Source organism: Providencia sp. JGM181 (assembly GCF_018257375.1).
Taxonomy (GTDB): Bacteria; Pseudomonadota; Gammaproteobacteria; order Enterobacterales; family Enterobacteriaceae; genus Providencia; species Providencia lanzhouensis.
Map to the genome: position 1 here is coordinate 1 of NZ_JAERJY010000033.1, position 16,618 is coordinate 16,618.

General features: G+C 39.9%; 16 protein-coding genes, 1 tRNA gene and 1 other RNA gene. 7 read left to right on the forward strand and 11 right to left on the reverse strand.

What is annotated here, in order from left to right:
- Positions 1-391: 391 nt before the first annotated feature.
- Together JK188_RS06665 and dnaQ are read right to left on the reverse strand one after the other, a co-directional pair.
- Positions 392-468: transfer RNA gene (locus tag JK188_RS06665), tRNA-Asp, on the reverse strand.
- A 122-nt stretch (positions 469-590) separates the two neighbouring features.
- Positions 591-1,352, reverse strand: a complete 762-nt coding sequence (gene dnaQ, locus JK188_RS06670) for a DNA polymerase III subunit epsilon (RefSeq protein WP_211886602.1) — start codon at positions 1,350-1,352, stop codon at positions 591-593.
- A gap of 54 nt (positions 1,353-1,406) precedes the next feature.
- Between dnaQ and rnhA the strand changes: the two genes are divergently transcribed.
- Positions 1,407-1,877, forward strand: a complete 471-nt coding sequence (gene rnhA, locus JK188_RS06675; RefSeq protein WP_036953952.1) for a ribonuclease HI — start codon at positions 1,407-1,409, stop codon at positions 1,875-1,877.
- A 12-nt stretch (positions 1,878-1,889) separates the two neighbouring features.
- Here rnhA and JK188_RS06680 read toward each other — a convergent pair whose 3' ends face one another.
- On the reverse strand, positions 1,890-2,615 hold the full coding sequence (locus JK188_RS06680; RefSeq protein ID WP_211886603.1) for a class I SAM-dependent methyltransferase: 726 nt from the start codon (positions 2,613-2,615) through the stop codon (positions 1,890-1,892).
- A 34-nt stretch (positions 2,616-2,649) separates the two neighbouring features.
- Between JK188_RS06680 and gloB the strand changes: the two genes are divergently transcribed.
- From gloB to JK188_RS06700, 4 genes are all read left to right on the forward strand, one after another.
- Positions 2,650-3,402: a hydroxyacylglutathione hydrolase gene (gene gloB / locus JK188_RS06685; RefSeq protein WP_211886605.1), complete on the forward strand. Its 753-nt coding sequence runs from the start codon at positions 2,650-2,652 to the stop codon at positions 3,400-3,402.
- Positions 3,403-3,484: 82 nt separating this feature from the next.
- Positions 3,485-4,864 carry a murein transglycosylase D gene (gene mltD / locus JK188_RS06690; RefSeq protein ID WP_211886607.1) on the forward strand — a complete coding sequence of 460 codons (1,380 nt, stop codon included), beginning with the start codon at positions 3,485-3,487 and terminating at the stop codon, positions 4,862-4,864.
- A 527-nt stretch (positions 4,865-5,391) separates the two neighbouring features.
- Entirely contained in the window at positions 5,392-5,760 is a 369-nt protein-coding gene (gene tomB / locus JK188_RS06695; RefSeq protein WP_036953942.1) for an Hha toxicity modulator TomB, read from the forward strand.
- 72 nt (positions 5,761-5,832) lie between these two features.
- Entirely contained in the window at positions 5,833-6,036 is a 204-nt protein-coding gene (locus JK188_RS06700; protein WP_004905417.1) for an HHA domain-containing protein, read from the forward strand.
- A 369-nt stretch (positions 6,037-6,405) separates the two neighbouring features.
- Here JK188_RS06700 and ffs read toward each other — a convergent pair.
- Both ffs and JK188_RS06710 read right to left on the reverse strand, forming a co-directional pair.
- Positions 6,406-6,502: signal recognition particle sRNA small type (gene ffs / locus JK188_RS06705), an RNA gene on the reverse strand.
- A gap of 180 nt (positions 6,503-6,682) precedes the next feature.
- Positions 6,683-7,141, reverse strand: a complete 459-nt coding sequence (locus JK188_RS06710; RefSeq protein ID WP_211886610.1) for a YbaY family lipoprotein — start codon at positions 7,139-7,141, stop codon at positions 6,683-6,685.
- Between the two features lie 238 nt (positions 7,142-7,379).
- On the opposite strand from JK188_RS06710, the gene tesB reads away from it, so the two are divergent.
- Positions 7,380-8,246, forward strand: coding sequence for an acyl-CoA thioesterase II (gene tesB, locus JK188_RS06715; RefSeq protein ID WP_211886612.1), 867 nt, complete (start codon positions 7,380-7,382; stop codon positions 8,244-8,246).
- A 157-nt stretch (positions 8,247-8,403) separates the two neighbouring features.
- On the opposite strand, the gene JK188_RS06720 is transcribed toward tesB, so the two are convergent.
- From JK188_RS06720 to JK188_RS06730, 3 genes are all read right to left on the reverse strand, one after another.
- Positions 8,404-10,188: a SmdB family multidrug efflux ABC transporter permease/ATP-binding protein gene (locus JK188_RS06720; RefSeq protein ID WP_211886614.1), complete on the reverse strand. Its 1,785-nt coding sequence runs from the start codon at positions 10,186-10,188 to the stop codon at positions 8,404-8,406.
- On the reverse strand, positions 10,185-11,930 hold the full coding sequence (locus JK188_RS06725) for a SmdA family multidrug ABC transporter permease/ATP-binding protein (RefSeq protein ID WP_211886616.1): 1,746 nt from the start codon (positions 11,928-11,930) through the stop codon (positions 10,185-10,187). Before JK188_RS06725 ends, JK188_RS06720 begins: the two co-directional genes overlap by 4 nt.
- A gap of 84 nt (positions 11,931-12,014) precedes the next feature.
- Entirely contained in the window at positions 12,015-12,476 is a 462-nt protein-coding gene (locus JK188_RS06730; protein WP_036953928.1) for an Lrp/AsnC family transcriptional regulator, read from the reverse strand.
- Positions 12,477-12,705: 229 nt separating this feature from the next.
- Between JK188_RS06730 and queC the strand changes: the two genes are divergently transcribed.
- Positions 12,706-13,407, forward strand: coding sequence for a 7-cyano-7-deazaguanine synthase QueC (gene queC, locus JK188_RS06735; RefSeq protein WP_211886618.1), 702 nt, complete (start codon positions 12,706-12,708; stop codon positions 13,405-13,407).
- Between the two features lie 54 nt (positions 13,408-13,461).
- On the opposite strand, the gene JK188_RS06740 is transcribed toward queC, so the two are convergent.
- From JK188_RS06740 to ppiD, 3 genes are all read right to left on the reverse strand, one after another.
- The gene (locus JK188_RS06740) at positions 13,462-13,890 is read right to left on the reverse strand and encodes an acyl-CoA thioesterase (protein WP_211886620.1); all 429 of its coding nucleotides are present in this window, start codon (positions 13,888-13,890) and stop codon (positions 13,462-13,464) included.
- A 215-nt stretch (positions 13,891-14,105) separates the two neighbouring features.
- Positions 14,106-14,477, reverse strand: coding sequence for a ComEA family DNA-binding protein (locus JK188_RS06745; protein ID WP_211886777.1), 372 nt, complete (start codon positions 14,475-14,477; stop codon positions 14,106-14,108).
- Between the two features lie 163 nt (positions 14,478-14,640).
- Positions 14,641-16,509, reverse strand: a complete 1,869-nt coding sequence (ppiD, locus tag JK188_RS06750; RefSeq protein WP_211886622.1) for a peptidylprolyl isomerase — start codon at positions 16,507-16,509, stop codon at positions 14,641-14,643.
- Between the last annotated feature and the right edge of the window lie 109 nt (positions 16,510-16,618).

Consider the following 16,618-nt stretch of genomic DNA (forward strand, 5'->3'; position numbering starts at 1 on the left):
TTAAATTCCATATTTAAATACAAACTAAGAACATTCCCTTATAATTCTAAATTTATCTAGGAATTATTCTTAGTTCATAAAATGAAATGTTAATTTAATATACATTGATGGCTCCTATTTCAATAATCGAAAATAACAATATCTCAGTAATAACGTCTATCGATAATAGAATTAATTATCGTTCCTATAAATAATTTGATGACTGTATATGCCCCCGAAAGTACAGAAAACAGAGTTGGCTGTAATAAGCCACCTAGCTTTCCCCTGTAAGGGTGAGAATGAGTGTGAGAGCAAATTGAGGCATGTACATCCAAAGGCCTGAGATGTCATGTAACGGGTGATTTTGCAGCAAAAAAAAGCCCCGAGTCGTAAGACTCAGGGCTTAATAAATTGGCGGAACGGACGGGACTCGAACCCGCGACCCCCTGCGTGACAGGCAGGTATTCTAACCAACTGAACTACCGCTCCGAAGTTCCCTACTGGGAACGCCAAGCATATTACGAATACTTGATATGACAGTCAACTCTTTTTCTTGAAAAATCGTACGGTTGAGCAGTTTTTAGCCTTATTAGATTACAAAACTGTCGCCATTAATGAAGGGTTTCGTCATCTTGCTCAGATTGCCGCCATAAACAGGGTTTTCCCCCTTTTTTATCCACGATATCTAAGCGGGCTTCATGCTCTGCAATTTCTTCATCAGAAGCATAAATAATTTTTAATCCACTTACTGGACGCTCAATACGTTGAATTTCATTGGCTTGTTCCGTATTGCTGGATTCAGATTCCATTGAAAATGCAAGAGAGGTCTGCCCCCCTGTCATCGCTAAGTAGACGTCAGAGAGGATCTCAGCATCGAGTAAAGCTCCGTGCAATGTTCGCTTGGAGTTATCGATAAGGTATCTATCACATAAGGCGTCTAAGTTATTACGTTTACCGGGAAAAATCTTGCGAGCTAATACTAAGCTGTCGGTAATGGTGCAGAATTCTGAGGTTGGAGGAATGCCTCTGTTGAGCTTACGAAACTCGTAGTCCATAAAGCCGATATCGAAGGGTGCATTGTGAATGACGAGTTCTGCACCGCGAATAAATTCGATAAACTCATCGGCTATATCGGCAAATACCGGTTTGTCTTGCAAAAATTCATCACTGATTCCGTGGACTTCGAAAGCTTCTGGGTCAACGAGACGGTCTGGTTTGATGTAGACATGGAAATTGCGCCCTGTTAAGCGGCGATTAATCACCTCTACAGCACCAATTTCAATGATATTGTGCCCTTCATAATGAACACCAAGCTTGTTCATACCTGTGGTTTCAGTATCGAGGACAATTTGTCGGGTTATCGCCGTGCTCATAATGTTTTTTTGTGTCAAACTAGAAGTTGATGAATAAGAAAGAGTGTAACAGAAATGACAAAGCAGGTAGAAATTTTCACTGATGGGTCTTGTTTAGGGAACCCAGGCCCCGGCGGATACGGTATCGTACTTCGTTATCAGCAACATGAGAAAACACTCAGTGATGGTTTTTTCCTCACCACCAATAATCGCATGGAATTACTCGCCGCAATCGTTGCCTTAGAGTCACTGACCCGACCTTGCGATATTATTCTGACTACCGATAGCCAATATGTACGCCAAGGGATCACTCAGTGGATCCATAATTGGAAACGTCGTCAATGGAAAAAGGCGGATAAATCGCCAGTGGTCAATGTGGATCTTTGGAAGCGTCTCGACCAAGCAATTACACGCCATACTATCGATTGGCGCTGGGTGAAAGGTCATGCTGGTCATGCTGAGAATGAAAAATGTGATGAATTAGCTCGCGCCGCGGCCAATGCGCCAACAAAAGAAGATACAGGCTACCAACCTACTCAAGAATAGCCAGGTTCAGATTTAACGAAGTTGCTTCGATTTACTGATTTCTTTCGTTGCACCCAACGCTGTTGAAATTTTCACTTTAGGTTGCTTAAATTTCAAGGGCGTTGGCGTTAATGGATATGTACGCTTTCTTGCAACAATCACGCTTATCACACCAATTCCACCACAACGTTTATTGACCCGTTTTTCCGATGAGACCCAAGGTAATACTTGGCAATTTCGGTGATATAGCACCTCATAATTGAGTAACCCTAGCCAATCAAATACCCGGAGAGAAGGGAAAAAACGGCTACAGTAAGGCTGCTGCTTACGTAAAATCGGTACTAATTTTGCCATTCCAGCTATGCTGAATGGGTTAAATCCCGATAAAATCAGCCAACCATCATCGATCAATACCCGATCCACTTCTCGTAAGATCCAATGTGGATCATGGCTATAGGCGAGCAAATGAGGCATTAAACAGGCATCAATTGTCTTATCCGCAAAAGGCAAAGCTTCAGGATTTGCCGCAACATCAAATAAGTGAGGATCTTCACCTAACGTGAATTGATGAGGGATCATGCACTCTTTAGTGTGGATTTCTGTACTCAAATGACCTAATTTAAGCAGGTGAAAACCAAACATTTTTTGCCACCAAGGCGCTAACTGGGCTTCCAAGGCTTGGCGATAGTGTTCACCAAAAGGAATATCAGACCAACTGGCGGGCATTTGAATCTTTTCTTCAATACGCGCAGGTTTCATAACATTCCCCTTAAAAATCGGATCGAGGTTGATTATGGAGTTAATTCGAGTACCAGCGTTAAATGATAATTACATTTGGCTACTAGCAAACAACCAGCAGTGTATCATTGTTGACCCTGCTGAGTCAGAGGCGATTCTCTCAATATTAACGGCTAACCAATTGACCCCTGTTGCAATTTTACTCACCCATCATCATAACGACCATACTCAGGGTGTGAAAGGTATTATTGCTCAATATCCAAAACTCCCCGTATTTGGTCCCCAAGAAACCTTAGTTAAAGGGGCTACAGAGCTTATATGTGATGGCGACTCCGTCATTATTGGTGACTTCAATTTTCAAGTCATTGGTCTCCCTGGTCACACGCTTGGGCATATCGGTTTTTACCAAGCTCCTTACCTATTTTGTGGTGATACATTATTTTCAGCTGGCTGCGGGCGGATTTTCGAGGGTACCCCCGACCAAATGTATCAATCGATTCAAAAAATCGCAGTGCTTCCTGATGATACTCTCATCTGCTGTGCGCATGAATATACGCAGTCTAATTTACAATTCGCTCATCATATTTGGCCTGAAAATGAGACAATTATGAATTATTCCGAAAAAGTAAGGACTTTGCGCAACAATCAGCAAGCAACAGTACCTAGTACATTGAAAACTGAGAAAAATATCAACATTTTTTTACAATGTGACAATCCGAAATTACAACAAAAACTGAACATTAATGTGACAAATCCATCATTACGTGCAGTTTTCACCTTATTACGTAAATTAAAGGATGAATATTGATGTATAATCGTTGTCAATAACAGCTAAAGCCAGTATTATCTGGTCAACTTTTAAACATCAAGAATAAAGAAAAATAGAGCTAATGAAGATAATCGCGACCCTCATCGCCATTGTTTTGCTTGCGGGCTGTCAAGGCACTTCCAAAGTCACCGCTAAGCAACCAAAGTCTTCAACCAACCACTCAATTGACACTGTTGCATCCCATAACCAGGCAGCAAGTAGACAGGTTTCCAAAGTCGATCATGACCTTTGGGGTTATATTAGTGGTGAACTGAAGATGGATATCCCCGAAAACACAACAATTCGGGAAATGGCCAATAGTTACTCCAATAAACAAAGTTTTATCTATGATGTGGCAGTAAGAGCTGAGCCTTACATGTACTTAATTGTAGATGAAATCAATGATCGTAACTTACCAATGGAATTAGCCTTAATTCCTGTCATTGAAAGTTCATATAATCCTAAAGCCACTTCCCCAGCACAAGCGGCGGGTCTTTGGCAAATCGTTCCCATCACTGCACGTTCATATGGGTTAAAACAGACACAATGGGTTGATGAGCGACGTGATGTTGTGACATCCACAAAAGCGGCTTTAGATCTCCTTGAGAATCTGAATATTATGTTCGGTCACGATTGGGAGCTCACACTTGCTGCTTATAACTGCGGTGAAGGTTGCGTTCAAAACGCGATTAAAAAGAATGAAGCTGCTGGCTTACCAACAGATTTTTGGTCTCTTCAATTACCAAAAGAAACCAAACAATATGTTCCAAAGATCCTTGCTCTTAGCCAAGTGTTAAGACAACCAGAACGCTATCAAGTCAGATTACCAAAAAGCAATAAGAATAGAGGGTTAACGCAGGTTGATGTGGGGCAACAAATCACATTGACTCAAGCTGCTGAATTAACAGGTTTAACGGAAGAATCCATTAAAACCTATAATTCGGGTTATACCCGAGGCGTTACGTCGCCAAATGGTCCACATTATATTATGTTGCCAACTGCAAAAGCTGAGCAGCTAAAAGTTTCACTGACGGATCAAGACGTATTAAATGATATTCGCAACGCGGTAGCACAAAATCGTTATGCGCAAGCCGCGGCGGGTAACACCCGGACAGCAAAAGCGAACTCAAAGCAAGCTAAAACCTTTAGTTATAAAGTTCGCAAAGGTGAATCAATCGCAAGCATTGCTAAAAAATTCAATACAACAGCTAAGAATATCCAACAGCTAAATGGGTTAAAAACAGCTAAAGCGAACATCGTTCCAGGACAAACATTAAAAATTTCAGGTACGACACCGACCAGCAATAATCGTAAAGGTGGAACTTACAAAGTCAGAAAAGGCGATACTTATTACAGTATTGCTAAGCGTCATGGAATTAAACTTAACGACCTGATGAATTGGAACTCAGGTGTTAAAATGGCAGATTTAAAGCCAGGTGTTACATTGAATTTATATCTTTAAATTAAATATTTCAAAAATCCCCATAAAGGTTAAACCTTAGGGGATTTTATATTAAATAAATTTCAATGATTAGAAATAAACTATTTAATTAGCCTTAATCTCGATATCAATCTGGATCACAATTTGAGTTGTAACATATCATCAAATACACTTAATTGCCGAAATCGCACAATATCATTTACATTCTTGATTAGGGTGTGATAGAAAAAATAATTATCCCGATTTTTCCTAGTTTCCCCTTACGATTCCCTGCTTAAAAAAGTCATTATTGGGTGGTGACTTATGAAATAAAAGTGCTATTATTATTGATGTGGCGAAAGCAATCTGAGCAATCAGTTTATATTTGAATATTACTTTTATATTAGTGACAACCTAAAACTCTCTCAATTAGTGATAATCTTATATTTATCAATATACTAACCATGTTTGTTTATATTGAAAACAGATGCTTATATTTAGTTGATGTGACATTATTTTTGATACAAAAATACGCAAAGTAAAAGTCAGATTCGCCCATGGAGGTGATTATGGATGAATACTCACCCAAGAAACATGATATAGCCGAATTAAAATATCTGTGTAACAGTTTGAATAGAGACGCAATATCAAGTTTACAAAAAACAAACACCCATTGGGTAAATGATCTTAGTTCGGCACAAAGCATCAGCCTCAATGAGCTCGTTGAGCATATTGCAGCTTTTGTCTGGCGATTCAAAATCAAGTATCCGAAAGAAAATCTCGTTATTTCTCTTGTTGAAGAGTATCTTGACGAGACATATAATTTATTTGGCAGCCCAGTAATTACTTTCAGCGAAATCATTGACTGGGAAAGTATGAATCAAAATCTTGTCGCAGTGCTCGATGATGATCTAAAATGCCTGACAAGTAAGACATAGAATCACCATTTACCTTTAATTTCACTATCCTATAGTACATTTTAGGTTATCGACACATAAAGAAAGGGCGTTATGACCAAATCCGATTATCTGATGCGTTTAAGAAAATGCACCACTATTGAAACACTTGAGCGCGTTATTGAAAAAAATAAGTATGAGTTATCTGATGATGAATTAGAGTTATTTTACTCCGCAGCTGATCATCGTCTTGCCGAACTCACTATGAATAAACTTTACGATAAAATCCCAGCATCTGTTTGGAAGTTTGTTAGATAAATACTTATTTACACGCATAGATAGTGAATGGTTATAGCCGGTAATACTTTATCGGCTCAATGAAAATTCCTTATTTATCTTAGTTAGTATTCACTGAATACTGGCAGCCTCTTTATATCCTTTTATTTTCACCTTTCCCTAATCCCAATTAATTTAACATTTCATGCGATAATAGCTATTTCAATATCAATTGAACCATTGTAAATACCAATTAAGAATAGCAATCAATTTCTTATTATTAAAATATAGTAAACTAAGCGCGATAATAACAAGAAAGCATAGCTAAAAGGCAATGATTATTGCTACTGAACATTTGATTGATGAAACAGGGATATGAAGATTAAGAGAGGGCTTAATATTGGGTGGGAGCCCTGCCAGCGACATCCCGGCACACACGACCCCTGCTATGGCTGCTTCCTTCCGGACCTGACCTAGTTAACAAGTTAGCGTTGCGGGAGAACCAACAGAGCCCCCATTGATTGCTTCTTTCAAAGCACGGGCATTATGCTTGATAGATAGCTAAATAGCAAGAAAGTGGCGATCAAGTGCTGTTTTATTACACAAAAATCTGAAGGGTTATTTAATACAGATTGGTATGAACAATAAATATTGGTAGGAATTAATACTTACTAATAAGAACCAGCCGCTAGTTAGCAGGAACCAGAAGTAAATCAATATCTTCAACCATGCCATTATTGATCACTTCAGTCGACGATTCTGTAATATAGATTAATTTTCCATCAGCGTGTAACGTCGCACTAACCGTGATTTTAGCTTGGTTTCTTATTTCATTTTTGTGGTATGTCAGCTGATACGGAAGCGTCACTTGATTGTTCAAGTTAGTATAGTGCTTTTGAGATAATATCAGCGCTGGCAACTCAACAAATGAGTTATCTACCATGGTGACTGTAATATCCACGTTTTCAGATAACCCTTTATTTTTAGCAATAAGGATATTTCCGCTAATCGTACCGATGTCTACTTGCTGATTTTCGCGATTACTTTTCCCTTTTACCCTTTTTTCAGGGGGATTGGCGTTGTTTCCTTCACACCCTACTAAGAAAATAAGTATCAACGAACTAATCATGTAGCGATAGAATGTCATTATAATTACCTATAATATTTTGATTTAATTAGACATTTTAATATGATTATTCTTGATATATTAGAGTTTATCTAAACTTAGAAAATTATATCTAATACAAATTAAATAATGAAATTATATTTCAAATTGTAACCAAAAACGATTGTCAATTAATCCGTACACAAACTGCCTACCTATTTCTGTGGATTAATGGGAAAATAGCGACATCTGATATTTTTTAACCATCTTCAAGGTAACTATGAGCACAGAATTACAAAACTTAATTAGCCTAATAAAACTCGAAAAAATTGAAGAAGGTATTTTTCGGGGGCAAAGTGAAGATCTTGGTTTGCCACAAGTTTTTGGTGGACAGGTTGTTGGACAAGCGATGTATGCAGCGAAACAAACCACGCCCGAAGATCGCATCATAACCTCATTTCATAGCTATTTTCTGCGTCCAGGAGATAGCCAAAAACCGATTGTCTACGATGTAGAAATTTTGCGTGATGGTGGCAGTTTTAGTACACGCCGTATTAGTGCCATTCAAAATGGTAAACCGATCTTCTTTATGACGGCCTCATTTCAAGAACAAGAAGATGGATTTAATCATCAAAATCTAATGCCTGATGTCCCCACACCAGAGCAATTGATTTCACAGGATGAAATCATTCAACGCTTCGCAGATCAGCTTCCTGATGCTGTCAAAAAATATGCACTGCGCCCTAATCCTTTCGAGTTTCGCCCGATTCAGTTCTATAGCCCGTTTGATAGCGCACCTCAAGAGCCCTTTCGCTATATTTGGTTTAAGGCCAAAGGACAACTTCCCAATACACCAGAGTTGCATGATTACTTGTTAGGCTACGCATCGGATTACAATTTCCTTCCCGCAGCATTACAGCCTCATGGACGTGGGTTTATGGAACGCGATTTACAAGTAGCAACGATTGACCATTCAATGTGGTTTCATCGTCCTTATCGCCTCGATGAATGGTTACTGTATGCCATTGAAAGCCCTTCTGCTTCTGGCGGGCGTGGTTTTGTTAAAGGGCAAATTTATAATCAGCAAGGGGATTTAGTGGCAACAACAGTACAAGAAGGGGTCATTCGTAAAAGAAAACCTCGATAATGTCCCGATTTATATCAGCCCGAAAAAAGTAAGTCGTTACTAACTTTAAGACAAGAAAAGCCTCAACTATATAGGAATTCCTAATTGTGAGGCTTTTCCTTGCTTAGTAACTTAATCAACTCGTCAATTCAACATAAAGTATGTCAGTAAGCACTAACTAAACTAATAATGCTTCTGCAGCCGCTTCATCACGAGAGTTCAGTGACTCGCCCACTTGTTGTAATTGATACATCTGGTAATAGCGACCTTCCTGCTGAAGAAGTTCAGCATGATTTCCTTGCTCAACGATCATTCCTCGATGAAGAACAACAACTTGATCAGCATCCACAATCGTTGATAAGCGGTGAGCTATCACCACCAGCGTCGTATTTCGACGAATAACACGTAGCGCCTTTTGAATTGCCTGTTCAGTGCCAGAATCTATATTCGCGGTCGCTTCATCCAATATCAGAATTTTCGGTGTTACGACGAGTACTCTCGCCATCGCCAATAGCTGTCGTTGCCCAACAGATAAAGTGTTTCCTTGCTCACCTAACAATGAATCCAATCCATCTGGCAATTCACGGACATACTGAGCTAATTGTACAGTTTCAAGGACTTCCCACACCTTTTCTTGGGAAATATCACGTCCTAGAGCAACGTTATCAAAAAATGAAGCCGCGAGTACTACCGGATCCTGCTGCACCATAGCAATGCCATTTCGTAATACTTGATGGGACAGTGAATTTAAATCCCGTCCATCCAGTAAAATTTCCCCTTCCTGCCATGGGTAATACCCCATGATTAAGTTTGCAATGGTACTTTTTCCACTTCCCGTATGCCCAACGAGAGCCACGAAATGGTGTTCTGGGACGGATAAATTAATATCATCAAGGACTTTTTTATCATCTCGATAAGCGAAAGAGAGGTGTTTGATCTCAATTGCTCCGCCCTGTAATGGCGCAATATTTTCGCCATAACCTTGCTGTGGGCTATCCATCAATTCAAAAACACGTTCACCGGATACAACCGCTTGTTGCAACATGGACTGCTGAGATGTTAGCTCAATTAATGGTTCGTTTAAACGACCTAAGTAGTTAATGAAAACATACAGAACCCCGACACCGACAGTACTGGTACCATCAAATCCAAATAGCAATAATAACCCACATAATACGCAGGCAGAGAACAAACTCAGTAGTGGTCTGAGTAGTAATCCATCTAATTTCAATGCTTTCATTCTGGAATGATAGTGATCTTCACTTGCTTCCAGCATTTTTTTGCCAAATCTGGCTTGCTGTAAAAATTGCTGGATAACCGTCATACCATTAATGACTTCATTGAAACCATTATTAATATCTGCAAGATACGCCCTAACACGGCGCACAATTGGCGTGCTAAGTCGCTGATAAACCAACATGACGATCAGAACCGCAGGAAAAATGAGTACCGCAATGGATGCCATTCGCCACTCTAAAGAAAACATGGCGACTAGCATGGCACAAATTAATGCCAAACTGCGAAATACTGTTGGTACTACCATGACAAACAAATCTTTAATCACTTCGGTGTCGTTGGTCACACGAGAAATAATCTGCCCCACTGGCTGCTTATCAAAAGCACTTAATGGCTGGCGCAGAGCCGCATTCATCACATCAGTTCGTAGATTTTGCACCACTCCAACAGAAGCTTGATTAAACAGAATTTTTTGATGATAGTGAAGAAGTGCTGCAATGATTTGCAGCGCAATAAATCCAATCACCATGTACAGCGTTAGCGGCATAATGATCTGTTTTTTCGCGACCATATTGTCAATAAAGTAACTAATCAGTAAGGGCCCACTCACTTCTGCGGCGGCAGCCAACCAAAGCATAGCAATCGCTATCCCCATAGTACCGCGGTAAGGTTTACCGTAAGATAATAAACGTTTTAATGCTGGCCAAAGCGGTTTTCTCTGGTTCATAGATCACCGTCCAAAGCGGCTTCAATTTGCTGATAATGATACATATCGCTGTACCAACCAGATTGCTGAGAAAGTACTTTATGAGTGCCTTTGGCAACTATACTCCCATGACATAAAACAATAATATTATCGGCATCCACCAAGGCTGATAGACGATGGGCGCTAATAATCAACGTTCTCCCCTGTCTCCAACGACTCAAATTCTGCAAAATAGTGTGCTCTGTCTGCCCATCAACGGCGGACAGCGCATCATCCAAAATAAGGATTTCCGCATTTTGTAAAATCGCCCGTGCAATGGAAATTCGCTGTTTTTGCCCCCCCGAGAGCATAACACCACGCTCTCCCACTTGGGTTTGATACCCTTCGGGGAGGCGTAGAATATCTTCATGCACACAAGCAACCCTAGCCGCGTCTTCTATCTGCTCCATTGTTGCATTTGGCTGCCCAAGAGCGATATTGTTTGCGACCGAATCAGAAAATAGGAATGGAGATTGATTCACTATTGATAACCTTGCCCGCCACTCATCGAGTCGAATATCTGTCAGTGATTTATTTTGATAAATAATTTCACCTTCATTCACATCAAAATGGCGTTGTAACACAGTAATTAATGTCGACTTCCCTGATCCCGTTGGTCCACATAACCCAAGGAAGCGCCCAGGTTTTACATCAAACTGGATATCATGCAAAGCATGGCGCTGAGTTTCGGGATACGAAAATGTTCTGATATTGACGTTTAACTCGCCTTTTTCCGCAAGCAAACTTTGGTTACCATCTTTAATCACTAAGGGCTCGTCAAGCAGGCTTAAAATCCGGCTATATGCTGCGCTTCCTCGTTCAACAATATTAAACATCCATGCAAGGGCAAGCATTGGCCAGATCATCAACCCTAAATACATGACAAAGCTGGTGAGCTCCCCGAGGGTTAATGTGTCATTCAACACCATCCAGCTTCCGCCCGCGATGGCTAACAAGTTTGCCATTCCTATCGCCATAAAAATGGTCGGATCAAAGCGAGCATCAATCTTCGCTACATGCATATTCCTGCGTCCAGCTTCAGTGGCAACTTGCTCAAATTGATTGGATTGATGCGTTTCAAGACCAAATGCTTTGATCATTCTAATACTGGTTAAGCTCTCTTGTGCGTGGTTATTTAATGATGAAAAAGCACCTTGAGCATGTTTAAAACGATGATGAAGCTGGTCGCCATAACGCTTAATGACCAGTGCCATAATAGGCATAGGAATCAAGGCAAGGAGTGTTAGCTGCCAACTTATTTCGATGCTCATCATAATAAGGACGGCACATCCCATCACCAGAGAGTCAACTAGAGTTAAAACGCCTTCACCTGCGGCAAATACCACACGATCCACATCATTCGTGGTACGCGCGATAAGATCTCCTGTGCGATATTTCAAATAAAATGGCTGATTTTGTAAGCTAAGCTGCTGATAAATTTGTTGTCTTAGTCGGACAGCCAATTTGTAAGAAGCACCAAATAGCCATAAACGCCAAACATAGCGCAACCCATAAACTGTTAAAGCAATTCCGAGCATGGATAATACATACGTCACAAGTTGTTGATTCGTCATCGACCCTTTGCTAATACCATCCACTATCACACCAACAAAGCGTGGTGGGATCATTTGTAAAATAGCAATGACCACAAGAAAACAAATAGCGCCAACATAGCGACGCCATTCGCTTATAAAATACCAACGTAATTGTGAAAATAATCGCACGTATTACTGCCTTGAATGATGTTAGTGACTGCTTGCTCTATTATTAGGAGCTCTGCGCTCTTGGGCTAATATATGACTTTTGGATTAGTCAGGGATTGGCAAAACGGTTGTATATTTGATTTTTTCCATTGCAAAACTGGAGGTTACATCAATTAAGCCATGAACGCCATTAACCAATTTCTTATAAAATAGATCATAGGATTTCATATCATGAACTTCGACTTGCATCAGATAGTCATATTCACCAGCCATGCGATAAAACACTAAAACTTCAGGTAATTTTTCCACAAATGAAACAAATTGCGCATACCATTCGCTATTATGTTGTTGGGTTTTAATCATGACAATCACCGTCAGCCCCAATCCCAGTTTTTCGCCATCTAATAGCGTGACTCGTCCTCGAATATATCCTTCGTCCTCTAGCCTTTTAAGTCGCTTCCAGCATGGTGTCGAGGTTAAATTGACGGCTTCTGCTAATGAGTTTAATGATAGGCTGCTGTCATTTTGTAATAAGCAAAGTAGTTTTTTATCTATTTTATCCAGCATGTTTAGCCCCTGAGCGAATCCTGTTATCCGCAAAATTCTATCATGATGAAATAATAAAGCTGTTACGAATTGCTAGTATTGTAGAATAACTTTGCATGAATAACCGAAACATAGCATAAATTGCTTATTTTAGAGGTTGAAGGTACAAAAACAGACTGTTCATTCCCCTCTTGGCTCGTTAACATAGATCTAAATTAATATTCTCATTATTTAATCTTAGGAGAGACTCATGAAACGTGCTGTTGTTGTCTTCAGCGGAGGACAAGATTCAACAACCTGCCTAATTCAAGCACTCAAACATTATGATGAGGTTCATTGTGTCACCTTTGATTATGGTCAGCGCCACCGCTTAGAAATCGACATTGCGCAAAAGCTTAGCATACAATTAGGCGCAAAAGCGCATAAAGTTCTTGATGTTACCTTGCTCAATGAGCTAGCGGTTAGTAGTTTAACCCGTGATAACATTCCGGTTCCTGACTATGAAGAAAGCGAAGCCAGCGGGTTACCAAGTACTTTTGTACCCGGACGTAATATTCTATTCCTAACACTCGCTGCTATCTATGCTTACCAAGTACAAGCTGAAGCGGTGATCACCGGTGTCTGTGAAACTGACTTTTCAGGTTACCCTGATTGTCGTGATGAGTTTGTCAAAGCGCTCAATCATGCGGTTAGCCTAGGACTAGCAAAAGATATTCGTTTCGAAACACCACTCATGTGGTTAGACAAAGCACAAACATGGGCTCTTGCTGACTACTATGGGCACCTTGAGACTATCCGCACTCAAACTCTCACTTGCTACAATGGTATTCCAGGTGATGGCTGTTCCGAGTGTGCCGCATGCCATTTACGCAGCAAAGGCTTAAATTATTACCTAAATAATAAACAAGCCGTTATGGATTCATTACTTAAGCAACTCAACGTAACGATGTAATTCTAAAAGCCAACTATGGTTAGTGCTTCCTGGTTGGCTATACTGCTAATTTGCCTATACTTCGATAAAAGCATCTGTTTTATTTTTCAGCGACTCAATTTTTTCTCGAAGCTCATCCTCGATCACCATGGCTTTATTGACTTTACCGTCAATGAAGACAAACGTGACATATGCATCGGATACCACTTCATCAACACCATTACGATGGCGAATAATTTGTTGGTAACAGACAGCACTCTTCACTCCGATTTTATCCATTCGAGAAATAACGGTTAGCTCATCGCCCAACCCAACGGCTTGGAAATAGTTAACATTAATATTCACTGCCGCCATCACGATTCTATGCTGAATAGCCCATTCAATGAGATTAGCTTTTCCCATCCAATCCCATCTATCCGCTTCATAGAACTCTAAATACCTAGCATTATTGACATGTTGAAAGACATCAATGTGATAACCGAGCACTTTTATGCGTATCGCCATAACTACTCCGACCAGTTGAATTATTTGATAACATAAAAATAACAAATATTTGAAAGGGCTGCTTAAAAAATATCACTAATCAGACTTAGCTCTCATATTCGTGCTTTAAATCAAATTTAATAGCACAAATATTACCCACAATTTGTTTTTAATCTCATAACGCTACTTTCCATTTTCTAAAAAAATAGCCCACGCTGAAAGTGGGCTGTTTTTGCTTATAGGACAAGTTTATTACGATTTTTCTCTAAAAATGCAGGTCCAATTCCCTGTACTTCAAGGATATTTTCAACTGTATTAAAAGCGCCATATTTTTCTCGGTATTCAACAATAGCCTGAGCTTTCTGTTTACCAATTCCATTGAGTTTTCTCGCTAACTCTTCAGCAGTGGCTTGATTAATATTCACTTGGTCTGGAGATGTTAAACTCGCCACGTTTTTTACTTCATCACTATTTTGAGGTTGCACTATCGCCGTGGCTGGTTTTTCAGTTTCTGCTTTTTTAACCACTGCAAATGCAGATAAAGGGCATAACATTACCACCATTAACGCTGTCCCTAATCCTTGTTTAATGCTTTTATTCCATTTCATCATTGTTCTCCTATGTGTGTTGAAACATCACAATGCCAGAGAATTTTTTCAAAAACTTTTCTTCAGTTTATACAATGCGAAAGGCCACCCAATGGGTGGCCTTCTATTACAGATATAACAATTTTAGTTGCGAAGCGCTTCGCAATTATTCCATGCAAATAACTTATTCTAAGCTTTGCACTTCAATTTTTGCATTCGCGCGTAAATTCAGCATTAACGCTTCATTCACCGCTGAGCTCATTGCACCACGATATTCGTTTGACAACTGGCTCAGTTCATCAGCTGTTGGCTGACCTAAAGTCACTTTATCTAATTGAACAATTAGTAGATTATCTTTTTGGTCATAAGCGATTGCGTAAGTTGGTTTACCGTCAGTTGGCGGTGTCATTTTCATCGCAACGCCAGTCACATCCGTTGCAGGAGCAAGGAATGAAACTGTTTGAACAGCACCAAACTGAGTGTCTGCAGCTTTCAATGCTTCATCACCTTTACCAGCTTGTAACTCTGCCAGTAATTTCTCACCATTCGCTTTTAATTGTGCGGATGCTTTCTGACGCTTAACTAATGCTTCAATATCCGCTTTTACTGTTTCGAATGGCTCTGTTGATTCCGCTTTATAGTCAGTCACACGCAGGACAAATGCACGATCCCCTTCAACGTTGATCACGTCAGAGTTGATACCGGTTGTACCTTTTTTATCGACTAAACGGTCGCTGAAAACTTCATTAATGACTTTCGGGAAATTCAGTTGTGCCGGTGGGTTTTGACGATCAAACCAGCCAGTAGTCGCAACTTTCAAGCCAGAAATGCTTTCAACTGATGCTAATGATTCATTATCATTAGTCGCAGCTTCACTCACTTTCTGTTGTAAATCGTAAAATTGTTTGACGCTTTTATCTTGGATTAAGCTAGTTTCAATACTGGATTTAACGTCATCAAAAGGCTTAATCGCTTCTGGCTTAACATCATCCAAACGGAATAAGACATAATTATCTTGGACTTTGATCGGTGCAGAAATTTGACCTTTTTCGGTTAAATTCGCACTGACGATTTCGCTTGGTGTAGAAGTTGCTTCCATCCAACCAATCACGCCTTTGTTGCCTGCACTGAATTTATCTGTGGACTTTTCAGTAGCTAACGTTGCGAAATCAGCGCCGCCTTTCAGCTCCGCTTCTAAGGCTTGCGCATCTTTTTCTGATGCGACTTGAATCATGCTATACAGCTTTTGTTCCGCTTTCGTGAAATTCTTTAGATTTTCATCATAGTAAGCTTTCACCTCATCAGCCGTCACAGATGCTTTTGGCATAGATGCCGCATCCATTTCTACATAGCTTACTTGAACTTGTTCAGGTGAAATAAAACTGTTTTGATTTGCCGCGTAATACGCTTTTAATTCATCTTCAGAAACAGTTTGTTTAGCTTCTAGCGCAGCTAATGACAAGCTTGCTGTACGAACTTCACGCTCTTGCATAAACAGTTCTGCATATGCTTTTACTTCTGAAGGCAGTGCAAATTCTGTTCCGGTGAACGATTTACCTAATTGCGCACGAACTAAATCTTGGCGAATTTGTGCCGCAAAATCATCTGCATTAATATTGTAACGTTTTAAAATTTCGCGATATTTTTCACTATCAAAATTTCCATTTGTTTGGAAAACTTGCATAGCAAAAATAGCTTGCTCAATTTGTTGGTCGCTAGCAGAGAGTTGTAATTCATTAGCGTATTGGTTAATCAATTGATTATTGATTAAGTTATTCAAAGCTTGGGTACGCAGCTCTTTCATGTAGTTGTCATTACTTGCAACTTCAGAGAATTTATCTCCTAAGTATTCTTGTAATGACTGGCGCTCTTGCTGGAAAGCTTGCTGTAATTGTTCCTTGCTTATTGGCTGTCCATTGACTTCAGCAGCATTATTACTTGAGCCACCAATCACATAGCCAGCAACACCTGTCAGCACGAATGACAAGATAATAATAGCTAACAACACTTTAATAAAAGGACTGTTCGCCTTCGTGCGTAGATCTTCCATCATAAAAAGGCTTAACTCCGCTTTGCTTTGTTGAATTTCTTAATATTACGCTAATTTTAACTCAGATAGAAAAAAAAGCGCACCATTTCCATGGCGCGCTTATATATTAGCT

Coding starts and splice junctions, on each gene's coding strand:
- rnhA (WP_036953952.1), top strand. CDS start 1,407: ATGACAAAGCAGGTAGAAATTTTCACTGATGGGTCTTGTTTAGGGAAC.
- JK188_RS06740 (WP_211886620.1), bottom strand. CDS start 13,890: ATGGCGATACGCATAAAAGTGCTCGGTTATCACATTGATGTCTTTCAA.
- JK188_RS06730 (WP_036953928.1), bottom strand. CDS start 12,476: ATGCTGGATAAAATAGATAAAAAACTACTTTGCTTATTACAAAATGAC.
- gloB (WP_211886605.1), top strand. CDS start 2,650: ATGGAGTTAATTCGAGTACCAGCGTTAAATGATAATTACATTTGGCTA.
- queC (WP_211886618.1), top strand. CDS start 12,706: ATGAAACGTGCTGTTGTTGTCTTCAGCGGAGGACAAGATTCAACAACC.
- mltD (WP_211886607.1), top strand. CDS start 3,485: ATGAAGATAATCGCGACCCTCATCGCCATTGTTTTGCTTGCGGGCTGT.
- JK188_RS06710 (WP_211886610.1), bottom strand. CDS start 7,141: ATGACATTCTATCGCTACATGATTAGTTCGTTGATACTTATTTTCTTA.
- tomB (WP_036953942.1), top strand. CDS start 5,392: ATGGATGAATACTCACCCAAGAAACATGATATAGCCGAATTAAAATAT.
- dnaQ (WP_211886602.1), bottom strand. CDS start 1,352: ATGAGCACGGCGATAACCCGACAAATTGTCCTCGATACTGAAACCACA.
- JK188_RS06720 (WP_211886614.1), bottom strand. CDS start 10,188: ATGAACCAGAGAAAACCGCTTTGGCCAGCATTAAAACGTTTATTATCT.
- JK188_RS06745 (WP_211886777.1), bottom strand. CDS start 14,477: ATGAAATGGAATAAAAGCATTAAACAAGGATTAGGGACAGCGTTAATG.
- tesB (WP_211886612.1), top strand. CDS start 7,380: ATGAGCACAGAATTACAAAACTTAATTAGCCTAATAAAACTCGAAAAA.
- JK188_RS06680 (WP_211886603.1), bottom strand. CDS start 2,615: ATGAAACCTGCGCGTATTGAAGAAAAGATTCAAATGCCCGCCAGTTGG.
- ppiD (WP_211886622.1), bottom strand. CDS start 16,509: ATGATGGAAGATCTACGCACGAAGGCGAACAGTCCTTTTATTAAAGTG.
- JK188_RS06700 (WP_004905417.1), top strand. CDS start 5,833: ATGACCAAATCCGATTATCTGATGCGTTTAAGAAAATGCACCACTATT.